This window comes from Sphingobacterium composti, assembly GCF_009829075.1.
GTDB lineage: Bacteria > Bacteroidota > Bacteroidia > Sphingobacteriales > Sphingobacteriaceae > Sphingobacterium > Sphingobacterium composti.
Genome location: NZ_WUQZ01000002.1, coordinates 241174 through 260118, shown reverse-complemented (window position 1 = coordinate 260118; position 18945 = coordinate 241174). Strand labels below are relative to the sequence as shown.

General features: G+C 34.3%; 16 protein-coding genes. 7 read left to right on the top strand and 9 right to left on the bottom strand.

The features are described 5' to 3' along the window. Nucleotides 1-43: 43 nt before the first annotated feature. Both GOQ17_RS02530 and GOQ17_RS02525 read right to left on the bottom strand, forming a co-directional pair. Nucleotides 44-790, bottom strand: a complete 747-nt coding sequence (locus tag GOQ17_RS02530) for a lysophospholipid acyltransferase family protein (RefSeq protein WP_159634332.1) — start codon at nt 788-790, stop codon at nt 44-46. Between the two features lie 104 nt (nt 791-894). Next, nucleotides 895-2265, bottom strand: a complete 1371-nt coding sequence (locus GOQ17_RS02525; RefSeq protein ID WP_159634329.1) for a dipeptidase — start codon at nt 2263-2265, stop codon at nt 895-897. Nucleotides 2266-2516: 251 nt separating this feature from the next. On the opposite strand from GOQ17_RS02525, the gene GOQ17_RS02520 reads away from it, so the two are divergent. Together GOQ17_RS02520 and GOQ17_RS02515 are read left to right on the top strand one after the other, a co-directional pair. Further along, nucleotides 2517-5237: an outer membrane beta-barrel protein gene (locus GOQ17_RS02520; RefSeq protein WP_159634326.1), complete on the top strand. Its 2721-nt coding sequence runs from the start codon at nt 2517-2519 to the stop codon at nt 5235-5237. Nucleotides 5238-5251: 14 nt separating this feature from the next. Next, a complete protein-coding gene (locus tag GOQ17_RS02515; protein WP_159634323.1) occupies nt 5252-6040 on the top strand; it encodes a GLPGLI family protein in 789 nt (262 codons plus the stop codon). An 80-nt stretch (nt 6041-6120) separates the two neighbouring features. Here GOQ17_RS02515 and GOQ17_RS02510 read toward each other — a convergent pair whose 3' ends face one another. Both GOQ17_RS02510 and GOQ17_RS02505 read right to left on the bottom strand, forming a co-directional pair. After that, a complete protein-coding gene (locus GOQ17_RS02510; protein ID WP_159634320.1) occupies nt 6121-6300 on the bottom strand; it encodes a BF3379 family histone-like protein in 180 nt (59 codons plus the stop codon). 123 nt (nt 6301-6423) lie between these two features. Continuing rightward, complete coding sequence (locus GOQ17_RS02505) at nt 6424-8565, bottom strand: S46 family peptidase (protein ID WP_159634317.1); 2142 nt, start codon at nt 8563-8565, stop codon at nt 6424-6426. Nucleotides 8566-8696: 131 nt separating this feature from the next. Here GOQ17_RS02505 and GOQ17_RS02500 point away from each other — a divergent pair, with 131 nt between their 5' ends. The 5 genes from GOQ17_RS02500 to GOQ17_RS02480 all read left to right on the top strand — a co-directional run bounded on the left by GOQ17_RS02500 (nt 8697) and on the right by GOQ17_RS02480 (nt 15196). Further along, nucleotides 8697-10061 carry a DEAD/DEAH box helicase gene (locus GOQ17_RS02500; protein WP_159634314.1) on the top strand — a complete coding sequence of 455 codons (1365 nt, stop codon included), beginning with the start codon at nt 8697-8699 and terminating at the stop codon, nt 10059-10061. A 242-nt stretch (nt 10062-10303) separates the two neighbouring features. Beyond that, nucleotides 10304-10654: a gliding motility protein GldC gene (gene gldC, locus GOQ17_RS02495; protein WP_159634311.1), complete on the top strand. Its 351-nt coding sequence runs from the start codon at nt 10304-10306 to the stop codon at nt 10652-10654. A 47-nt stretch (nt 10655-10701) separates the two neighbouring features. After that, entirely contained in the window at nt 10702-11109 is a 408-nt protein-coding gene (locus GOQ17_RS02490) for an EVE domain-containing protein (protein WP_159634308.1), read from the top strand. 158 nt (nt 11110-11267) lie between these two features. After that, nucleotides 11268-12008, top strand: coding sequence for a LytR/AlgR family response regulator transcription factor (locus GOQ17_RS02485; RefSeq protein WP_159634293.1), 741 nt, complete (start codon nt 11268-11270; stop codon nt 12006-12008). An 8-nt stretch (nt 12009-12016) separates the two neighbouring features. Further along, entirely contained in the window at nt 12017-15196 is a 3180-nt protein-coding gene (locus GOQ17_RS02480; RefSeq protein WP_159634290.1) for a sensor histidine kinase, read from the top strand. A 194-nt stretch (nt 15197-15390) separates the two neighbouring features. On the opposite strand, the gene GOQ17_RS02475 is transcribed toward GOQ17_RS02480, so the two are convergent. The 5 genes from GOQ17_RS02475 to GOQ17_RS02455 form a co-directional block, all read right to left on the bottom strand. Further along, nucleotides 15391-15918, bottom strand: a complete 528-nt coding sequence (locus tag GOQ17_RS02475) for an acyl-CoA thioesterase (RefSeq protein WP_159634287.1) — start codon at nt 15916-15918, stop codon at nt 15391-15393. Continuing rightward, nucleotides 15919-16830, bottom strand: coding sequence for an SDR family oxidoreductase (locus GOQ17_RS02470; protein ID WP_159634284.1), 912 nt, complete (start codon nt 16828-16830; stop codon nt 15919-15921). A gap of 2 nt (nt 16831-16832) precedes the next feature. After that, on the bottom strand, nt 16833-17774 hold the full coding sequence (locus tag GOQ17_RS02465) for a M20/M25/M40 family metallo-hydrolase (protein WP_159634281.1): 942 nt from the start codon (nt 17772-17774) through the stop codon (nt 16833-16835). 64 nt (nt 17775-17838) lie between these two features. After that, complete coding sequence (locus tag GOQ17_RS02460) at nt 17839-18489, bottom strand: lipoprotein signal peptidase (RefSeq protein WP_159634279.1); 651 nt, start codon at nt 18487-18489, stop codon at nt 17839-17841. Between the two features lie 69 nt (nt 18490-18558). Beyond that, nucleotides 18559-18945: a TraR/DksA family transcriptional regulator gene (locus GOQ17_RS02455; protein ID WP_132776186.1), complete on the bottom strand. Its 387-nt coding sequence runs from the start codon at nt 18943-18945 to the stop codon at nt 18559-18561.

The following is an 18945-nucleotide window of genomic DNA, read 5'->3' as shown; positions in this document are numbered from 1 at the left end:
TTATCAAATTGTTTTAATCTGTAAAGACAAGCTTTTTATTGATTTACACGTCGTTAGATTCAAGCCAATGCTGTTGCATTTTTTCAAAGACAACATGTTGTAATTCATCAAGTTGTAGAGGTGTAAGTTTTTCGGTGTCAATAGGTTTTGAAACTTTGATGTGTACTACGCCTGGTCTTGAACCATATGTCATTCCGCCATCCCATAAAATTCGCCAAGCGTCTTTTATGACGACAGGTAGAATTTGAATCTTATTGTCAATTGCTAATCTGAAAGAACCAGACTTGAATTCATGTAGGCGAGGAGGGTATTCGTCATCAATTTTTCCTTCAGGGAATATGACTATTGATTTACCTTCTTTCAATCTTTCATCTGCTTTTTTAAATGCCTTGAATGCGGAAATTTTGCTTTTGCGGTCTACAGTGATGTCGATGCTTTTGAAAAATACAGCTGTTACGGGATTTTCCAGAAGTTCAACTTTTCCCATAAAAGAAAAAGGTTGGGGGCATAGAAAAGTAAGCGCAGTAATATCTAATATCGAGGTGTGGTTAGGGCAAATGATATAGGGTTTGCTCCAGTCGACTTCTTCTTCTTCATATTCCACATGAAAACGGATACCTACAATACCAGTTGATAATAAACTAATCCATTTACGGCAGAATACAATCTGATTGAAATATTTATTAGGGTTTTGTGTGAAAAAATAAAGAAAGGGATAGAAAGGGATAAAAAACAGAAGAACTGCACCTAAGTATAAGTATGTATGCGCTTTTCTAAGAATTCTTATCATATAAAAATTTAAACTTCAAGTTTGGATTTATAAACGAATATATAGAAAAATAATAGGTCTAGAAATTTTCTAGACCTATTGCTTATAATATTGTGTGCTGTTTACTATTTGCTTAATTCAGCGTAGTATTTGTGAAACAATGGAATAGTTTCGATACCTTTCAAATAGTTTTCGATGCCGTATTTCTCGTTTGGAGAGTGCAAATTATCACTATCTAAACCAAAGCCCATCAATACAGTTTTGATTCCTAATTCTTTTTCGAATAATGCTACGATTGGAATCGAACCACCACCACGAGTAGGAATAGGTTTTTTATTGAAAGCTTCTTCTAAAGCTTTCTCAGCCGCTTTGTATGCAATGCTATCTGTAGGCGTAACAACAGGTTCGCCACCATGATGCGGTTTTACTTCTACTTTTACCGATTTCGGAGCGATACCTTCGAAGTGATTTTTGAATAATTGTGTAATACGTTCTGAATTTTGATTAGGTACTAAACGCATTGATATTTTAGCGTAAGCTTTTGAAGGTAAAACCGTCTTAGCACCTTCGCCAATATATCCACCCCAAATACCATTTACCTCCAAAGTAGGACGTATACCTGTATGTTCGATTGGTGTAAAGCCTTTTTCTCCCCACAATTCACCAACACCTAAATCAGATTTGTATTCTTCAATATCAAATGGAGCTTCATTTAATGCTTTTCTCTCTTCTGGAGTCAATTCTAACACATCATCATAGAAACCAGGAATAGTGATGTGATTGTTTTCATCGTGAAGAGAAGCAATCAATTGTGCTAAAATTGTAGCTGGATTACCCACAGCACCACCATATACACCTGAGTGTAAGTCACGATTTGGGCCTGTTACTTCTACTTCTACATAAGAAAGACCACGAAGACCAGTTTCTAATGAAGGATTCTCCAAGCTGATCATTGATGTATCAGAAATAACGATTACGTCAGCTTTCAAACGCTCTTTATTTGCTGCTACAAATATTCCTAAGTTTTCTGAACCCACTTCCTCTTCACCTTCGATCATGAACTTCACGTTACAAGCTAATTGATTCTCACGAACCATGTATTCAAAAGCTTTCACGTGCATGTAGAATTGACCTTTGTCATCCGCAGCACCACGTGCGTAGATTTTGCCATCACGTACTGTAGGTTCGAATGGAGGGGTATCCCACAGTTCTAATGGGTCTGCAGGTTGTACGTCGTAGTGACCGTATACCAATACAGTTGGTAAAGAAGCGTCAAAAATTTTCTCCCCATATACAATAGGGTAGCCTGCTGTAGGGCAGATTTCTACATTATCCGCACCAGCATCTTTTAATTTTTGAGCTACGAATTCAGCCGTATTTAACACGCCTTCTTTATATTGAGGGTCAGCACTTACTGATGGAAAGCGCAATAATTCAAATAATTCTTCTAAGAAGCGATCTTTGTTCGCTTCTACATATTCTTTGATGTTTTGCATTATAAAAACGTTTTTACAAAAGTAGGGAATATTTGCGTAATAACCTTTCATTGCCAAAGTCTAATAACTTAAATGGTATTCAACAATTAAAAAGGTTTCTTTTACCGATTGAAATTCGGGTTTTACCGATGATTATAATTAATTAACAAAATTTCATGCAAATAAGTCAATTAAGAATATTTTCTTTGTAAAGAATATGCAAAAACACCTAATTTTTTATTTTATAGTAAATTTTTCTAACTAATTATTCTATGAAGGGTACATTCCTTATTTTATTGACGTTTTTTGGATTCATCTTCAATAGTTATGCACAAAGTAAAATTTCGGGTCGCGTACTTGATATTACTGATAAAGTAAAACTAAAAAACGCTACGATTATGCTTGTGCAGGCTAAAGACTCATTATTGGTTGATTATACGCGTGCGGATGGAGATGGCTATTTTGAATTTAAAAAGCCTTCACAGGGCGATCACCTTGTAATGGTATCTTATCCTAAATATGCAGATTTTTTTCAAGAGATTAATGCCTCTGATAGTAACACTGATTTAGGTGAAATATTACTTTCTAGTGTTGCTCATTTGATCGAAGAGGTGGTAGTGAAAAGACGTGCAGCTATTACTATCAAGGGGGATACAACAGAATATGATGCTTCGCAATTTACCGTAGAAAAGAATGCGAAAGTAGAGGACTTGTTGAAAGTATTACCAGGTATTACGGTCGATGCCTCAGGAAAAATTACCGCACAAGGAAAAACTGTACAAAAAGTATTAGTAGATGGGGAGGAATTTTTTGGCAATGATCCAACATTAGTTACACGTAATATCCGATCAGATATGGTGGACAAAGTGCAGGTGTATGAGAAAAAGTCTGATCAGTCAGAACGTACCGGAGTAGATGACGGTGTGCGAGAACAAACGATTAACGTACAGTTGAAAGAAGACGCTAAGCATGGCATGTTTGGTAAGGCTTTGGCTGGAGCTGGTACAGACGAGTATTATATGGGACAGTTGATGTTGAATAGATTCAAAGGTTCGCAAAAAATCTCTTTATATGGTTTATTTGGAAATAATGGAACTACTTCATTGAATTGGGAAGACGCACAGAAATTTGGTGTGGATGTGGATGCTTCTTTCGATGGAGGAAGAATGGTTGTGAATGATCCATTTTCTGGTCAAGGAGTCGTAGGTATTCCTCGTGTAATTAATTCGGGTGTAAATTTTAATGATCGTTGGAAAAGGGATAAATACCAGTTGAATCTAAGTTACAAGTATGGGAAGTTGCAAGCCGATGGTAATGAAGAGACAATCATGTCAGGAGTAATTAATAGTATTACAAATAAAAAAGTAGACACAGATAACGATCAACATCGCATCAATTTCAGATTGGATACAAAAATTGATTCATTGAATCAATTACTTGTGACAGGTAGAGCAGCCAAGAAAATGTTATGGAGTAATGATATTGTTAATTCACAAAATTTCACCGCAAATCAAGATCTATTATCAAGTAATATGAGCCAGGAAGATAAAGATCATAAGATAAATGACATGGGCTTTACTGCGCTTTATACTAAAAAATTCCTAAAGGCAGGAAGATCTTTGTCTTTGAATATAGGTGCAAATAATGAAGAAACAACAGGACAAGGGTTTTTAAATTCTACATTAATATATACGGATAATGGTATTAAGGATACAATCAATACTGATCAATTTAAAGTAACAGATCAACGCTTGAGTAATATTTTAGGAGGTATTACGTATACAGAGCCGCTTTCCAAAGTATTTAATATGGCTATTGGTTATGATTTGAATCGTATTTCTAATGAATCGTTGATAGAGTCATTCAATAAAGGTGTGGCTAATGCATATAATGATTTGGATGAGAGTTTCAGTGGCAATTACGATTATACCAGATTTAGTAATAATTATAAACTTGCGCTTATTTATAATACAGAAAAGTTAAATGTGAATTTGACTAACAATTTTAATGACGATCAGTTGCAACAGGTAAATAATTATTCTAACAACTCGATAAAAAGAAATTTCTTTACCTATAATCCTAGTTTGGAGACACGTTATAAAATCTCGAATTCTAAAAGCTTGCGTGTAACATATAATGGTAAAAATCAATTACCAACGCTAAATCAGATCCAACCAATTCTGAATAACTCGGATCTGTTAAATCAATATATTGGAAATGAAAATTTGAATCCTGCTTTTACTAATTCAATTGATGCATTTTACCATAGTTTCAATATTTTGTCCAATCAATTTAAGTATTTGGGAAGTTCATTTAGCTTGACCAAAGATCCCATAGTACAAAATATTACTACAGATGGTGGCGTAAATTATTACCGTTGGGATAATGTTAATGGAAAAAATAATTTGAATTGGAGCGTATATTCAGGATACTTTTTCAGATTGCATAAAGAACTTGCCGTAGAAAATTCTATTTCTCCAGCATTCACCATCTCTAGAAATAATAATTTTGTGAATGGTGAAGCCAACGAAATAAACTCGCAAAATTATTCTTTGGCGTATGAAATCAAGAGAGAAACAAAAACAGGATTTAACTTCTCTACACGTTTCACCCCGCAATATCGTCAAATGACTTCGAACCTAAGTCCAGATCAAGATAATAACGGTTTTGTCTTTACTTCTGGTGGAAGTGTAGAATATTTCTTCACAAAGACATTTAAAGTTTACACGAACTATGATTATTCTTATGAGGCACCAACAGCAGCTTTTGACCAAAAAATTGAACGCTTCTTGATACACCCAGGTGTGAGTAAGAAATTCTTGAAAAATGAATCATTGATTTTAGATTTCGTGATAAATGATGTACTTAATAAAAACATAGGTTATTCAAGAATGCAGACAAATTCTATTTTCATGCAGAGACGCTACGATACGATTCGTCGATATTATATGTTGAAATTGTCGTGGGATTTTACCAAAATGCTCGTTAAATAATTAAAAGAAGAAAAATGAAATATTTATATATCATCACCCTATTAATACTTGGTTCGAGTTTTACAGCTAGCGCACAATATGCTATGTTCGCTGAAGAAGGTACTGTGCATTACGATAAGACAATGTACACTAAAAATATTCTTCGCAAACAATTTATTGAAAAGGCTGAAGAGGCACAAAAGGGTTTTATGCAAGGAATGTTGCCAAGAACTCCTGAGAATGTAGTTTTGAAAAAGACGATGAAATTTAAAGGAAATGAGACATTATTTGAATCTCAGAAGCAAGACCTAGATCCCAATATTAAGCAAATAATACAAATGTTGGCACTAGATTTTGAAGCCTCAACGTATTCTAATCTTAGTACAAATGAGTATAAACGTTATAATGATTTAGTGGGGCAAAAAATCATTATACAAGATACATTGAAGAAAATCAAATGGACTATTACAGATGAATATCGCGAAATCGCAGGGTATAATTGTAGAAGAGCTAACGGCATTACTGAAGATTCAACGTATGTGATAGGATTTTATGCAAATGAAATTCCAATTGATGGTGGCCCTGAATCAATTAACGGTTTACCAGGATTGATTTTGGGATTAGTTGTACCAAGTCAACATGTTTCATTCTTTGCAACAAAAGTGGAAATTTCGAATAATGTTGTATTAAATAAAGCGGCTGTTGAAAATCCAAAGGTAAAAAAGATGAGTCGTGCAGAAATTGCTAAGATGATGACCGATGCATTCGGTAATTTTTTGAATAAAGCTACTGTAGATTACGTGGTGAAATTAGCCTTAATGTAATAGAGTTGATTATATCAATAATTAAAAAAGGCTCACAATATGTGAGCCTTTTCTGTTAAAACAGTATACAAAGATAAAGATTATTTACCTTCGTTTTTCTTAGCTGTGATTTCGTTACGGATATCTTGCGCTAAAGTTTTAATTTCTTGTAAACCTTTACGTACACGTGTACCTGCAGCTGAGTTACCGTTGTTGTAAAATTTTTCAGCATCAGCTTCGATCGAAGCTACTAGATCTTTTAATTTAGTGTAGTTTTCCATTTTTATTAAATATAATTTAGTTTCTATTATATCTTACTAAGATGTAATAAATATACAAAACAAAAAAACATAATAACAACAAAATCACACTTTTTAGCAAAAAAAAGGTGATTTTGTAGTGCTTTATTCACTTATTGTTAACTCATTTATGATATTTTGAGCGCCTGCGTACTTATCAATGATAAATAACACGTAACGAATATCTACTGAAATAGTACGTTGCAATTTCGGATCGAAGATAACATCACCTGCCATAGCTTCTATATTTCCGTCAAATGCAATACCTATTAATTCGCCATTTCCATTCAATACAGGCGAACCAGAGTTACCTCCTGTGATGTCTTGGTCAGACAAGAAATTCACTGGCATATAACCAGCTTTATCGGCGTAGCGACCATAATCTTTTTTCTCATGAAGCTCCATTAATCTTTTTGGTAAATCGAACTCTTCATCATTTGGCTTGTACTTCGCAATAGTTCCTTCCAATGTCGTGTAGTTGTTGATTTTGGCATCATTACGAGGATCTTTAGGTAATGCACGAATAGTTCCGTATGTCAATCGCAACGTACTATTCGCATCTGGATAATATTTAGTTTTTGGATTTTGAGCCAAGAAACCAGCAATGTATTTACGGTGAGCCGCTTGAAAATTATCTTCTGATAATTGTTGTGCTTCTGTTTTTTCGCGGTATTTAGTCGCTAACGAAGTAGAAATTTTGTACAATGGGTCATTTTTTAATGTAGCAGCATCTGGGTTTGCAATAAATGCTTCTAACTTATCTTTCGAACCAAAAATGCTATTCTCAAAAGCTGATTTCACAACATTACCAAATTGATTATTATTAGCTATTGCCAATTCAGCAATATATGGAGCTATATCATTGCCGCCTTTAGTCGCATAAAGATTTAATTCTTCAGCCAATACATCAATTTCTAATGGCATATACACTTTCTCATAATTGCCCGCAATGAATGCTTCTAAACGAGGAGCAATATCTTTGCGCTTAGCCTCATTTGCATCTGCATATTGCAATAAACCGTTACCTAATGTATATGGAAGCATAGCAAAAGTAGAAGAACGAATCATACCGATTAAGTAGTTATCGTGTCTAGCTTTTAGATTAGTCGCTGCATAATAATCGTTGATGATTTTGATGACATCACCATATTGTGCTTTGTTTGCAGCTTTATTCGCCCATTTTTTGAATTTATTTTCAGCCTTACGTTTGGTAGCAGCTGTTTTGTGCTTTGTCAAAGCGTCAATCATTCCTTGACGATTTTTCCAATAATTGGCTACGCCAGAATATTTCGAAGCATAATTGATATTTACTGTTTGGTCTTTATCCATATGGCGCTTCATCGCATCCATTCCAACTTTAGATGCTTCTACCCACGCTGGATATGCGTATTGTACATTTTGGTCAATACCAGCAGCTGGCATCCAACGGTTTGTACGACCTGGGTATCCTAATATCATTGAAAAATCACCTTCTTTAAATCCTTTCAAGCTGATAGGTAAGTGGTATTTAGGTTTCAAAGGCACATTCTCTTTTGCATAGGCAGCAGGATTACCGTCTTTGTCCGCATATACACGGAATACAGCAAAGTCTCCTGTATGACGAGGCCATTCCCAGTTGTCTGTATCACCACCGAATTTACCAATGCTATTTGGAGGTGTTCCTACCAAACGTACATCATGGTAATCTTGGTATACGAAATAATAAAATTCATTGCCATTATAGAACGAACGTACATTAACTGCGTATTTGCCATTTTCTGAATTTTCTTTTTCAATTTTGGCAATTTCTTGTTGAATAATGGTGTTACGCTCTTTCTCCGACATATTATCGTTTACTAAACTCAAAATACGTTTAGAAACGTCGTCCATGCGAACGAAAAATCTTACATAAAGAGATTTTGGTTTTAATTCTTCGGCATGATTCTTTGCCCAAAATCCATTTGTCAAATAATCATTTTCTTTAGTTGACAATTCAGCGATAGCTCCATATCCACAGTGGTGATTGGTGAAAACCAAACCTGTCGCTGATACGATTTCTGCTGTACAGCCACCATTGAATTGCACAATAGCATCTTTCAAACTGGAGTTGTTGATGCTATAAATTTCTTCAGCTGTTAATTTAAGCCCTTTTTTCTGCATGTCGGCCTCGTTGAGACGTTTCAAATGCATCAAGAACCACATGCCCTCATCTGCCATAGTAGCCAGACTCGACACACATAGTACTACTAATACTACTAATCTTTTCATCGAATTTTTCATTTTATAACAACAAAATTGGTTTTAATCATTGGTAAAACAAAATTTGTATTATGTGAAACTTTACTTTTTGTAGATTTTCAATAACTCACATAGTCGGAGCTTTTGCCTATCTTTGTGGAATGCAAGCATCATTCGAAGATTTCAAACTCAATAAACAAATACTTAATGCAATAGCCGAGGCTGGGTATGAAGTACCTACCGAAATTCAGCAAAAAGCTATTACACCAATCCTTGCGGGGCAGGATGTGATGGGGATTGCACAAACAGGAACAGGTAAAACTGCCGCTTTTGTGTTGCCTATGTTGATGAAGTTGAAATATGCACAAGGAAATGACCCACGTGCACTGATATTGACGCCGACACGTGAGCTCGCCATGCAAATCGAAGAAAGTATCAATACCTATTCTACCTATCTTGATTTGCGTACTGTATTACTTTTTGGTGGATTAGGTCCTAAAACACAAAAAGAGCAATTGGAAAAAGGCTGTGATATTATTGTGGCAACCCCAGGGCGTTTTCTAGAATTGTATTTAGAAGGTCATATCAATACGAAATCGCTGAAATTTTTGGTGATGGACGAAGCGGACAAAATGATGGATATGGGATTCATTTCTAAGATACACCGTATTTTGGAAGTTGTACCGCGCAAACGTCAGAATTTACTGTTCTCCGCTACCATGAGTGAATTGGTTCGCAAGATAGCGGGAGACTTTTTAGCTTTTCCGACTGTAATAGAAGTGACGGAACAGGCTACCCCTGCTACAAATGTTACTCAGGTTTTGTATCATGCACCAAATCTCAAGACTAAAATTAATCTTCTACAGCATTTGTTCCAAAATGATGAAGTGTTTCATCGTGTAATTATATTTTGTAAAACAAAAGAAGTTGCGGACAATGTGTATGCTTTTGTAGAACGAAAATATGGTGTTGAAAATGTGCGAGTAATACATGCTAATAAAGGTCAAAATACTCGAATTAATTCTATTAATGCTTTCAAATCTGGAGAAATTCGCTTTTTAGTCGCTACAGATGTGGCTGCACGAGGATTGGATGTATCGAATGTGAGCCATGTGATTAACTTTGATGTGCCGATTATTATCGAAGATTATGTACACAGAATTGGCAGAACTGGACGCGCATTCCAAAAAGGCGATGCCATTACATTTGCTAATGAAAGTGAGTTGTACTATGTCGCTAAAATTGAAAAATTAATAAGACAATCAATTCCTGTAGCAGAATTGCCTGAGGATGTTTTTGTAGAAAAGACACCTTATGAAGAGCGTCAAGCTATGGCTCGTGAGATTGATAACCAAAAGAAAAAGGATAATCCAGATTACCAAGGAGCTTTCCACGAGAAAAAGCATGCCGCTAAGATTGAGGAAACTAGACGTATCAATGCAAAGAAAAAGGCAGGTAAATTAAAGCGTCAACCTGTAAATAAGGATGGTGTGAAGAAAAAGGGTAAAAAATTTAAAAACACATAGTCTTGAAACTTACTCCACTAAATATCACACTAGCTGTCATATTGGTTTGGGTCATTTCAGAATGGCAATCTGACGAAGAAAGGATATTTTCCTTGGGATGGTTATTGTTGCTGGTAGTGGTAATTAGTTTGGTTGATTTGGCCTTTAGGCTGATTTTTAAGGAGATGAAACAAATTTGGTTCTTACAAATCGCTTTTATACTGATTGTAGGAATGTTGATGATAATATTGAAATTACAGTAAATGAAAACAGCAGAAATAAAATTGAATGTAGCATTGGATGAAAACAATGTTCCTGATACTATTAACTGGTCGTCTACAGATGGTCAAAATGAAGAATCTTTACCAGCAAAGGCAATGTTTTTGGCTTTATGGGATGCGCAATATAAAAACTCTATGCGTATAGATTTGTGGACGAAAGATATGCCATATGACGAAATGAAGCGTTTCTTTTATGAGACATTACAAACGATGGGCGATTCTTTTTTGCGTGCTTCAGGAGGTGACCCAATGGCAGATAAAGTAATCGGTGATTTGCGTGATTACTGCGCGCATTTTGCCGAAAAAATGGAAGTTTTGGAACAACAAGGTTAATTCATAGTATTTTCTAATTTTGATTTCTAACTTTTTACTTTTTTGAAATGAATTATTTTCTTGTAAAATCAGAACCATTCAAATATAGCTGGGAACAGTTCAATAAGGATGGACAGACATTTTGGGATGGAGTTCGCAATTTTCAAGCGCGCAATAATATGAAAGCGATGAAAGAAGGAGATTTGGTTTTATTCTATCATAGTAATGAAGGTAAAGAAGTAGTGGGAATGGCCAAAGTCGTGAAAGAATTTTACCAAGATCCTACGACCGAAGACCCAAGATGGGTGGTGGTTGATTTAGCTCCTGTCGAAACTTTCAAAAGACCTGTTACATTAGAAATGGTTAAAGCAGACGAATTACTGCAAGATGTAGCTTTAGTCAAACAAGGTCGATTATCCGTCATGCCACTGAAGCCAGAAGAATTTGACCGTATTGTCGAATTAGGCAATGGATAATCATAAAAAAATCCTTAGTTGTATAGACTAAGGATTTTTTTGTTTACTCTCCCCAGTATACTGTTCACTCATTCAGTGTATTTGCTTGCTAATTCAATTTTATAATTTCTTAAATTAATATTAAGTTTATATTGATGTATACTTTAATTTAACCAATTATGATAAGAGCTGTCGTATTAGATGATGAAACCAAGGGTAGCTCTTTGCTCGCACATAAAATTAATGCATTAAATGAGTCGATTGAAATAGTCAGAATATTCAACCAACCAGAATTGGCTTTGCATGAGATCAAAGTAATTGAGTTAGATGTATTATTCTTGGATGTTGAAATGCCTAAAATCAATGGTTTTGAATTTTTAGAACGATTGGGGAGTTTTGATTTTGAGGTAATTTTTGTGACAGCATACAATGAATATGTACTTGAAGCACTTCGTGCAAATGCATTAGACTATTTATTAAAGCCCGTAAATCCTAACGAACTACAAATTGCAATTGATAAATTGAAAAGGAGAATTAATCAAAAGAATTTGATACGTAAAAGCAATCTACTCAGAGAGAACAATAATTCAAGCTCTAAATTAGCACTCCCTACTGCCGAAGGCATTTATTTCGTAAGAAAAACGGATATTATAAAAGTGGTCGCAATGAGTAATTATTCTATTTTTCATCTTGATGAAAACTCATCGAAAATAATAGTTTCCAAAACGTTGAAGGAATTTGAGTCTTGTTTAGAAGATGGTAATTTTCTTCGCGTGAATAGAGGTTCTATAGTCAATCTTGATTTTATCGTTAGATATAAAAAAGGAGATGGCGGAACATTGGAATTGGTAGATGGATCAGAGATCGAGGTTTCACCGTCAAAAAAAAAATTATTATTGGATAAACTTTACACCCAATAAAATGTAGTATGTCACTATTATCTCGTCTAATAATCTATTTGATATGTCTGCTATATACACCTAAAGTTTTTGCACAAGAAGTTATTTATAATTTCAAATATTTTGGTAAAAGGGAAGGGTTACCTGTTGAGAAAATACGTGATGCAGTTCAAGATTCACGTGGAATATTGTGGATGGCAACCGACAAAGGATTGATAAATTATGATGGATTTCGCTTTCATCATATGCAATTTTCACCTCCTCATAATCAATTTATAAATGACCTTAAAGCGATAAGTTTAGATCCAAATAGCTCAAAAATTTGGTTGGCGACACATAATGAAGGATTAGTTTGCTATGATAGAAATAAACCTCTTTCTGAAAGTATACGTGTCTTTAAGGCAAAGGTGGGGGTGAAAAAGCTTATTAAAAATGAATTGTATGCAGTATTTGCCTCAAAAAATGGTATTGTCTATTTTGGAGGACAAGAGACTGGATTACAGTATTATGATCCAAAAGCAGATTCTGTACAATATGTAAGACTATCTTCTAGAAATATCTATGAGACAATATATAGTATTCAGGAGGATAATAAGGGATTAATCTGGATAGGGACAAGGTATGATGGATTTTATGTGTACGATCCCAAAACGAAGAACATAAGAAATATAAATCTGTACAATAAAGGAGAGAACAGCGCCACAAGCTTTGCTTTTGTCGGAAATAAAGTTTTTTTAAATTATTATGATCATAATTTATCAAGTCTAGAATATAGTTTGGATAAAATCTCCAATGTAAACTTGTTAGGAATAGGTTCGAATAATACCCATTTTGACAATGCTATATCGGATATTTGTTATTTAGAAAGAAAAAATAAACTACTAATTGGACATATTACTAAAGGTTTATATGAGTATGATATAAGTTCTAGAACTAGTAAAAACATTAGATGGGAAGATATATCTCCAGACCTACCTCGGCCCACTAAGATCAATCGTATAATTCCTACCTCTAATGGTGCTTATATTGCTACCAATGATGGCTTATATTTTTATGCAGATGAATTAAATTCTGTTAATGAATTAATTCGCTTAAGTGTTGAGGTAGAAGAAATATTTACCTTAAATAATGAACTGTGGTATAGAAGTAAAAATCAATTAGGTCGTTTGAGCGCAGACTTAAAATCAATACTATATACTATTTCGACCAAAGGACTTAATATTAGTAAAGTTAATGTAGTTAATAATAGATTATATTTATCTACCTATGATAATGGAGTCTATACAGTCGATATACAAAGTAAGCGCATACATCCTTTACTCATCTTGGGAAATCGATATAACTTCGATTATGCAGATTGTAATACGATATTGGGAGATAGTATTGAAGGTTTAGAATACTTGTGGATAGGTTCATGGAATTCAGGGGTGTATAAATACAATGTTCAATCTAAGGAATTGCAATTATTTAATACATCTAATGGCTTAATTGATAATAAAGTCATTACCATCGGGAAGGATAAGTATGATACCCTGTGGCTTGGTATGGATGGATATGGTTTGATCAAAGTCAAAGATAAAATCAATGGTGTATTTGAAAACTATCATCATGATCCTTCTAATTCAAAGACTGTTAGCTCTAATTCTATACTTTCATTTCTCTTAGACAAAAACAATAATTTTTGGTATGGGAGTAGTACAAATGGTATAGGCAAAATAATAACAGAGGATATTCCACAATTCATACATTATCATGATCCTCATCCTTTAAAAAAGTTATATCCTACGGAATTAGTTTCGGATTCTTTTGGCAGAATTTGGATGAAGACTGCTGATGGAGTAATGATTTTTAATACCTCAGTTAATCGATTTGTACATTTAGAAGAAGGTGATATGATATTTCCAATAAATAAGTACAAGCCTAAAACTTTCTATTTGCATGATAATCAAATAATCTGGATTACAAAATTAGGTTTGATAAAAATTGCTATAGAAAAATTGCCTTTAGTAGACATTAAAAAGCTAAAACCTATAGTAAGTCAGTTTAGAATTCTTAACAAAGATTACAGTTATAAATTAAATTCATCAAATATTGTTCTTGAGCCAGATGAAAATTCATTTGCATTCTATTTTGCATGCCCAGATCTCCTCAAAAATGCTAATATTCGTTTTGCTTACAAATTAGTAGGAATACATAGTGATTGGGTTATTGCCGATGACTCTCACCAAGCGATATTTACCAATATTGCCGAAGGTAAGTATAAATTTGAATACAAAATAGGTGATCTGGAAGGTAATTGGTCCGATCATACATCTTCATACACAATTGAGGTAAAAGCATTTTGGTATCATTCTAAGCTGTTTAGAGTTTTAGTTGCATTAATTATATTTATGTTAATCATAGGATTTCTTTTTTATCGAATTATTCAGCATAAAAAAGTAAATAAACTACATCATGATTTTAATGAAAAGCTAAAGCAGGAGCTGCGAGAAAATGAGAAAAAGATAATGGAGCAAACAGAGAAAATTGAATTTGAACGGCAGGAAAAGCTTGAAGCAGATTTTAGGAAAAAACTCTATGAAAGTGAATTGAAGGCTATTCGATCTCAGATGAATCCACATTTTATCTTTAATATTCTCAACTCAATAGAAGCCTATGTAGTGGAAAATAATAAGATTAAAGCCAGCAAGCTCATTCATAAATTTGCAGCATTAAGTAGAATAGTATTAGAGAATTCTCAACATGCGCGAGTAAACATTGATTCTGAACTTGGGCTTGTTCAATTATATTTGGATTTGGAGAGGGAAAGATTTGACAATATGTTTGATTATACAATCGAAATAAAAAATAATATTAATACCTATCGCGACAAAATACCTTCAATGCTTATACAACCAATCGTTGAGAATGCTATTCACCATGGAATTAGGCACTTAAGTGATAAAAAAGGATTCATCAAAATTCGGATAGAAGAATCGCAGGGAAATATCATTATTTCAGTATCTGACAATGGCGTAGGATTTGATTATCAATCCAATTCATCTATTAAAAAGACTTCATTTGGGATCAAAGGTGTAGAAAATAGGCTTAAAATGATGAATAAGGAAGGGTATAATATTCATAATGGAATATTTATTAAGCATAATTCTGATGAATCTGAATTTAAAACCGTTATTACCATGGTCTTTCCTTTAGCTTCATTTTCTTAATGAATGATAAATATATACAAAGTAATCAGTTATATGAGTAGACAATTCGTGTTGCAACTGCTTTGAACGAAGGTAAAGCTGATTTCAGACATATTATTCGTGGAAATGAACGATATTCTTTATGAAATTTTAAACACAGAATCTGTTTCGGTTGGTTTCAATTAAAATGGGACATCGATGATGTCCCTAGTATTTTATCCTTTATGGTCGAAAAGACCAACTACATTTTTCAATTCTGTGGCGTTTTCAGGTTTTAATTTTCCTGCCAAAATTAAACGAAGTTCACGACGTTGTTGTGCTTCATCATAAAGTTGTTTTTCTTTATCTGTCTCAGGAATAAGTTGAGGAACCGCTTTAGGCTTTCCTTCAGCGTCTAGCGCAACGAAAGTGTAATACGCTTCGTTACTTTTTTCTTTTGTACCTTTTGGTAGGTTTTGCGCAAAAATCTCCATACGAACTTCAACCGAAGTATTAAAAGCACGAGTTACTTGTGCTTGAATGGTTACGACCTCGCCCAATTTGATGGAACGCTTAAAGGACACATTATCCACAGAAGCTGTTACGACCACATTGCTGCAATGCTTTTGTGCTGCCATCGCCGAACAAATGTCCATCCAATACAATAATCTGCCTCCCATCAAGTTTCCAAAAGTATTCGTATCGTTTGGCAATACCAACTCATTCATTTCGGTATAGGATTCGTGTGCTTTTTTTGCTTCCATCTAGCTATTGTATTTTTTTAATTGTTCTTCAATCTTTTGCAAAGATACAATAAAAGGAGTTGGCTTATAGTTTAATGTTTGTTCGGCTTTGTCTAAGATGAAACCTGTCTTAAGTGGACGGTTTGTCGCTTGCCCAATTTCTCCTGCCGATATAGGGTTGATAAGCGATTTGTCTAACTTCCACGTGTCAGCTATTACTTCTACTGCTTCTAAAATACTCATCATTTCATTGCCAGAAATATGAAAAATTCCTGATGCTTGTTTTTGCATAGCTGAATAACAAGCATCAGCTAAGTCATCAACCCAAGTCGGCATACGCCATTGGTCAGAAACAACTTTTATGGCAGCACCATTTTCTAATTGTTTCTTCGCCCATAGTGCTAAATTACTTCTGTTCTTATCTGGGATTGCTCCATATACGAGGATGGTACGTAAAATAGCCGATTCAGGATTGCTAGCTGATATTAATTTTTCTGCATCAATTTTTGTTCGACCGTAATTGTTTGTAGCATTGACTTCGTCAGTTTCTTGGTATGGGCCATGTAGTCCATCAAACACAAAATCTGTAGATAGAAAAGTATAATGGATATTTTTTTGTTGGGCTATTTTCGCAATATGTACTGATAAATCAACATTGATTTTTTGCGCTAAGTCAGGTTTTTCTTCACAAGTTTCTACAGCAGTAATGGCTGCGGTATGTAAAATATGAGTAGGTTGGAAATTAGATATAACTGTTTCCAAAGCCTCGAAATTCATCAAATCAAGCTGTTGGAAAGTATTCTCATGCAAATAAGGGTTTCTATTTTCAGATTTTGAAATGCCTAAAACAGCATTTATCTTGGGATATTCCGAAAGTTTTTCACAAAATTTTTGTCCTAAAAATCCATTAGAACCAGTAAGTAGTATGCGCATAGTTAGTTTGTCCAAATAAAATCCATTTTATCTTTCAGCATAGAATTGTTTATGACTTTGATTTCTAATTCTAAAATTGCTTTTAAAGCTTCATAATCAATTTTGTTTGCATCATCTGTAGCTTTGTGGTAATCATCATGTCCTCCAGTATGAAAGAATAAAACAGGAATGTTTTTTTTGTAGAAAGAAGTCTGATCTGAGCCGCCATTGCCATCTCTACTGGTGTTAAATTTAATATTGCTAGTAATGCCGTGAAAAATGGCTGGAAACTTAGAGCTTGTTCCATAGCCAATAATTGCTAAACCATTTTCAGGATTATATCTCCCTATCATATCCATATTGAGCATCCAATGAATTTTGTCCAAAGGAAGAGTAGGATTTTCTGTCCAATACTTGGATCCAACTAATCCTAATTCTTCCGCTGAAAAGGCAATAAAAAGTATATTAAACTGCTCTTTAATCTTGTTGGAGCTATAATATCTTGCTAGTTCCAAAAGACCGGCAACGCCAGAAGCATTGTCATCTGCACCATTATGAATATGACCAATATGAGAAGTATCCCGAGTACCACCAAAATCACCGTGTCCCAAGTGATCGTAATGTGCACCCACAACGATTGTGTATGGAGCACCATTATCCAAAAATCCAATAATATTTTCTGCTTGACGGATACTATCGGGTACTACCACACGTCTTACTTTTGCTTCAAAAGCTTGTCTATAACCTTTCGTCCCAACTGGCTTTAACCTGTATTTCTTAAATTCTTTTTCAATATACGTAGCTGCTTTCGCTAATTCTCTTGAGCCAGTAACGCGTCCTTTCATCTTGTCATCGGCAAGAAAGTAAATGTGTTTTTTCAGACGATTTATCTCAATTTCTTGCGCACTAAGTCTGAAACTTAAAAGGAATAGGAGTGATGTGAATAGAAGAATATGTCTTTTCATAACATTATGTAGTGAGTCGTAAATATAACAACAAAGGGCTAGATTTCAATGTCTAGCCCTTTGTTTAGTCTTCGCGTATTTCGCTATGCGGTGTTTCCTTTTCTTGGTGTTCTTCTTTAAAATATCTTTTTTGAAAGATTAAAATTAAAAATACACCCACCGAAATAGCAGAATCAGCTACGTTAAATACTGGTCTAAAGAATAAGAAATCTTCACCACCCCAAATTGGAAACCAAGTGGGAAATGTACCATTAATTAATGGGAAATAAAGCATATCCACTACTTTTCCATGAAACAGAGAAGCATATCCTCCAGCCTCTGGGAATAAAACAGCTTTTTCAAAATAAGTGCTTTCACTGAAAATTATACCATAAAAAACCGAATCAATAATATTTCCAACAGCTCCAGCTAATATTAAAGCTACATTTAAAATAAAACCACGATTGTATTTGTTTTGAATCATGTAATGTAAGCCGTATCCGATCCCACAGACAGCAATAATGCGGAAAAGTGTTAAGAACAATTTACCATATTCACCACCGAACTCCATGCCATATGCCATCCCTGGGTTCTCAATGAAATGAATCATGACTTTTTCGCCAATTATCTTAAAATCTTGGCCGATTGTCATATTCAATTTTACCCAAAACTTAGAGATCTGGTCTATTAGTAGGATTATCGTTATTAGAATTAAGGGTTTCGTGTAGCCTTTCATATTATTTTCATAAAATAGCCTTTACAATATAAGCATTGCAAAGGCTATCTGTCGCTTTTAAATTTCGTTTTAGTATTGTTTGTTTTTTGCCTCAATACTTAAGGTAGTATGAGGAACTGCTTTCAAGCGTTCTTTTTGAATTAATTTTCCAGTTTCTCTACAGATGCCGTAAGTTTTATTCTCAATACGTACAAGAGCAGCTTCTAAGTTGTCAATAAATTTCTTTTGACGAGCAGCTAATTGGTTTGTTTGCTCTTTTTCCAAAGTCGCCGAACCATCCTCTAGGGTCTTATAAGTACCTGCGGTATCATCTGTTCCGTTGGCATTACCTCCACTCAATGTTTTGGTTAATGCATCAAGTTCTTCTCTAGCAATTCTCAATTTCTCAAGAATAATACCTTTGAATTCTTGAAGCTCAACGTCACTGTAACGTGTTTTCTCTGTGTTTTCTCCCAT